Source organism: Saccharomonospora iraqiensis subsp. iraqiensis (assembly GCF_000430445.1).
Classification (GTDB): Bacteria; Actinomycetota; Actinomycetes; order Mycobacteriales; family Pseudonocardiaceae; genus Saccharomonospora; species Saccharomonospora iraqiensis.
Genome location: NZ_KE387097.1, coordinates 4,138 through 8,056, shown reverse-complemented (window position 1 = coordinate 8,056; position 3,919 = coordinate 4,138). Strand labels below are relative to the sequence as shown.

General features: G+C 72.3%; 5 protein-coding genes and 1 pseudogene. All 6 read left to right on the top strand.

All coding sequences use genetic code 11. The features are described 5' to 3' along the window. The first annotated feature begins 297 nt into the window (after positions 1 to 297). On the top strand, positions 298 to 459 hold the full coding sequence (locus tag ACTIR_RS27215) for a hypothetical protein (protein WP_199285625.1): 162 nt from the start codon (positions 298 to 300) through the stop codon (positions 457 to 459). Between the two features lie 19 nt (positions 460 to 478). Further along, positions 479 to 1,042, top strand: a complete 564-nt coding sequence (locus ACTIR_RS0113510; RefSeq protein WP_026454682.1) for a PH domain-containing protein — start codon at positions 479 to 481, stop codon at positions 1,040 to 1,042. Positions 1,043 to 1,067: 25 nt separating this feature from the next. After that, positions 1,068 to 1,997, top strand: a complete 930-nt coding sequence (locus ACTIR_RS0113505; protein WP_026454681.1) for a PHP domain-containing protein — start codon at positions 1,068 to 1,070, stop codon at positions 1,995 to 1,997. Continuing rightward, positions 1,994 to 2,620: a MarC family protein gene (locus ACTIR_RS0113500; RefSeq protein ID WP_026454680.1), complete on the top strand. Its 627-nt coding sequence runs from the start codon at positions 1,994 to 1,996 to the stop codon at positions 2,618 to 2,620. Before ACTIR_RS0113505 ends, ACTIR_RS0113500 begins: the two co-directional genes overlap by 4 nt. Positions 2,621 to 2,707: 87 nt before the next feature. After that, positions 2,708 to 3,688 carry a RecB family exonuclease gene (locus tag ACTIR_RS0113495; protein WP_026454679.1) on the top strand — a complete coding sequence of 327 codons (981 nt, stop codon included), beginning with the start codon at positions 2,708 to 2,710 and terminating at the stop codon, positions 3,686 to 3,688. A gap of 49 nt (positions 3,689 to 3,737) precedes the next feature. Then, a pseudogene (locus ACTIR_RS26660) lies at positions 3,738 to 3,919 on the top strand (hypothetical protein); the annotation flags it as partial.

Here is a 3,919-nt window from a genome sequence, read left to right as displayed (position 1 = left end):
CGCCCGGCCACGCCGCACGAGCAGCAGCCTGCCCGCGCCGTCGTGGACGACGCCGCCCACGCACCGCACCCCGCCGGCACGCCGCACGGTGAACAACCCCCTCCGGCCCCTCGCCGGGTCGTGCTCCGGCACGTGTTCCTTGTCACCCAATGGTTTAACGGAGTGTAATCGACGGCGGTGATTCGCGCAGTACACTGACCCACCCGCAGGACTTTGCTGCGGTGACGCTACGCGGTGCGGTACAAACTTAGTGGCACAAGCCAGAAGGTCCGCACTCGAGAGACGGGATTGATCGCTGTGAACGCGAAAAAGCTTGCGACGTTCGCTGGTATCGCGTTGGTCCTCTTCTTCGTGATCGCCCGACCGGCAGAGGCAGCGGGGTTCGTGGACAACATCCTCACCGCACTACAGGACGCCGCCGAGGCAGTGATCACGTTCGTCAGCAGCGTGTTCAGCTGATCCGCGGAAGACTGCGCCGATGTTCGCGCCCCGCGACCCCGACGAATACCTGCTCGACACCGAGCGGCGGGTGATCCGGATACGGCGGCACTGGTCGTGTCTCATCTGGGACACGTTCGAGGCCGTCGCCCTGATCGCCGTGTGCGTGATGGTCTCCTACATCCTGCCCGCCGCCATGTGGATGCTGCAGAACGTCCTCTGGTACGTGGCGTTGTTCCTGGTGCTGCGGTTCGCCTACAAGGTGGTCGAGTGGTGGGTGGAGCGCCTCGTCGTCACCGACAAGCGGTTCGTGATGACCAAGGGCGTCTGGACCACCCAGGTACTCATGATGCCGATCACCAAGGTGACCGACCTCACCTACGAGCGACCGTTCCTGGGCCGGATCCTCGGCTACGGGACGATGGTCGTCGAGTCCGCGGGCCAGATCCAGGCGCTGAACAAGATCGAGTACCTGCCGAAGCCGGAGGCCTTCTACGACACCATCTCCCAGCTCGTGTTCGGGGACAAGCAGAAGCAGGCCGAGAAGTTCTCGATGATCAAGGCGCAACGGGCCGCCCGCCGGGGCAGGAAGATGGTGGGGTGACCCGTACCGCGGGGCACACGGGACAATGCTCGACGTGCGCATCGATCTGCATACCCACTCCTCGGTCTCGGACGGCACGGACGATCCCGCTGCCCTCGTCCGTGCCGCCGCGGACGCCGGACTCGACGTCGTGGCGCTCACCGACCACGACACCACCGCGGGCTGGCGGGCCGCCGCCGAGGCCCTGCCGCCCGGCCTGACCCTCGTTCCGGGCGCGGAGCTCTCCTGCGAGTCGGTGGACGACGAGGGCCGCAGGGTGAGCGTCCACCTGCTCGCCTACCTGTTCGATCCGACGGCCCCCGAACTGGTGGCCGAACAGGAGCGCCTCCGCATCGAGCGGCGCGGGCGGCTGCGGGCCATCGCCGTGCGGATGGCCGAGGACGGTCTCCCCGTCGACCCGGACGATCTGCTGGCCGGCCTGCCCACCGACACCGCGGCGGGCAGGCCGCACCTGGCCCGGGCCCTGGTGCGGGCCGGGCTGGTGCAGTCGGTGCAGGAGGCGTTCGACCGCTACCTGGCCACCGGCCGGGAGTACTACATGGCCAAGGCGGACACGCCGGTCGAGGCGGCGATCGACCTGATCACCGCCGCCGGCGGCGCCACCGTCCTCGCGCACCCGTTCGCGGGCACCCGGGGGCCGACGATCACCGAGGAGACGGTCGCCGCACTGGCGGGGCGCGGACTGTCCGGGTTGGAGGTCGACCATCCCGACCACGATCCCGCGGCCCGCGCACGGTTGGCCGGCCTCGCCGACGAGCTGAACCTGGTCCGCACCGGATCGAGCGACTACCACGGTGCCAACAAGTCGGCCACGCCGGGCCAGGAGACCACCGATCCGGCGCAGTTCACCGCACTCGTCGAGCGCGCCTCGGCCAACGCGGGCGGGACCGGGCCCGCGACCCGGCCGGTCGGCGGTGCCTGGGGAGCCTGGGAGGAAGCCGGGACCGGATCGTGACCCTCGCCGGCCTCTTCGACGTCACCCTGTTCCTGGAGGCCGCGATCACCCTGCTGGTGATCATGGACCCGCCGGGGACCGTGCCGGTGTTCCTCAGTCTCGTGGGGCGGAAACCGCCCGCCGCCCGCGCACGGGCCGCGCGGCAGGCGGTCCTGGTGTCCCTGCTGGTGATCTCGCTGTTCGCGCTGCTGGGTGAGGTCGTGCTGGCCTACCTGGGCATCGGCATCCCCGCGTTGCAGGGTGCGGGCGGGCTGCTGCTCTTGCTGGTCGCGCTCGACCTGCTGACCGGCCGGAGCAGCGCCGAACCCGAGGCGGCCGAGGACGTCAACGTCGCGCTCGTCCCGCTGGGCACCCCGTTGCTCGCCGGGCCCGGGGCGATCGCGGCGACGATCGTGTTCGTCCGGCAGGCCGGTGGGGATCCCGGCGGATACCTCGCACTGGGCTCGGCGATCGTCGCCGCGCACCTCGTGCTGTGGGTGTGCATGCGGTACTCCGGAGTGGTGATCCGGCTCGTGCGGGAGAGCGGCATCACCCTGCTGGCCAAGATCGCGGGACTGCTGCTCGCGGCCATCGCGGTCGACCTGATCGCCGACGCCGTCCGTGGCTTCGTCGAGGGGGCCTGACCCGGCGTCCACGGGGGCCCTCCCGTCCCCCTACCGTGGAAGTCCCGCGGGCCGATGCGGGGACGGCGAGCCGACCGGGGGACGCGCATGGAACAGCTGGGCTTCGACTTCGGGATCGAACCGAAGCGGCTGGCGCGGGTCACGCCCGCCCGCCTGGGCGCCTTCGACGACTGTCCCCGCCGGTACCGCTTCGCCTACCTCGACCGGCCCGCTCCCCGGCGTACCGGGGCGTTCGCCCACAACACGATGGGGGCCGCGGTGCACGCGGCGCTGAAGGCCGTGCACGAGCTCCCCGTCCGACGTCGGACACCGGAACGCGCCGCCGCGCTCGTCACCCGCCACTGGCAGGACGCGGGATTCGCCGACGCCGCGCAGTCCGCGCTCTACGCCGAACGGGCCCGCGGCTGGGTGGCCGAATACGTCCGGCGACGCCTGCCCACCGGGCACGACGCCCCCGACCACACCGACCACGCGGGGCACGACCACACCGACCACGCGGGGCACGAGGCCACCGACGCCGGGGACGACCCCGTCGGGCGCGGGGACGGGGACGCGGGCGAGGGCACCGTGGTCGGTCTCGAACGGTGGGTGTCGGCCCCGGTGGGACCCGGGGGCGGGAGTCCCACCCTGATCGTCGAGGGCCGGATCGACCGGATCGACGAGCGGGACGGCGAGCTCGTCGTCGTCGACTACAAGACCGGCAGGCGCGTCCCCGACGAGGCCACGGCACGGGGGTCCCGGGCGCTCGCGCTGTACGCCGTGGCCGTCGCGCACACCCTGCGCACCCCGTGCCGGCGGGTGGAACTGCACCATCTGCCCGGGCAGACGGTCGCCGCGGCCGAACACACCCGGGAGAGTCTGGACGAGCACCTCCGGCGTGCGGAGGAGACCGCGGGGGCCACCGCGACGGCGACCGATACGCTGCAGGCGGGCGGAGACGCGGACGCGGCGTTCCCGGCACGTCCGGCGCCCCGGTGCGGCTGGTGCGAGTTCCGGCTGAGCTGCCCGGAAGGGCGCGAGGCGGCCCCGGCCGCGCGCCCGTGGGACTTGCTGACCCCGGCGACGTGACGACGATTGACGGAGTGGAATGGCCGGTGCCGACACGGCGGATCCCGCGATGACGGGACCGTCCCAGCGCAGAGGCGGACCACGGCGGGGCGCGCCGATCTGGCGCGGTTTCACCGGGGCGCTGACCGCCGGATGGGTCGTGGTGACGACGGTGGTCGTCGTGGCCCAGCTCGCCGCGTGGGGCTCGGGCGGCGAGGGGCCCGGCACGGCCGCGGTGGTCGGCCACCTCGG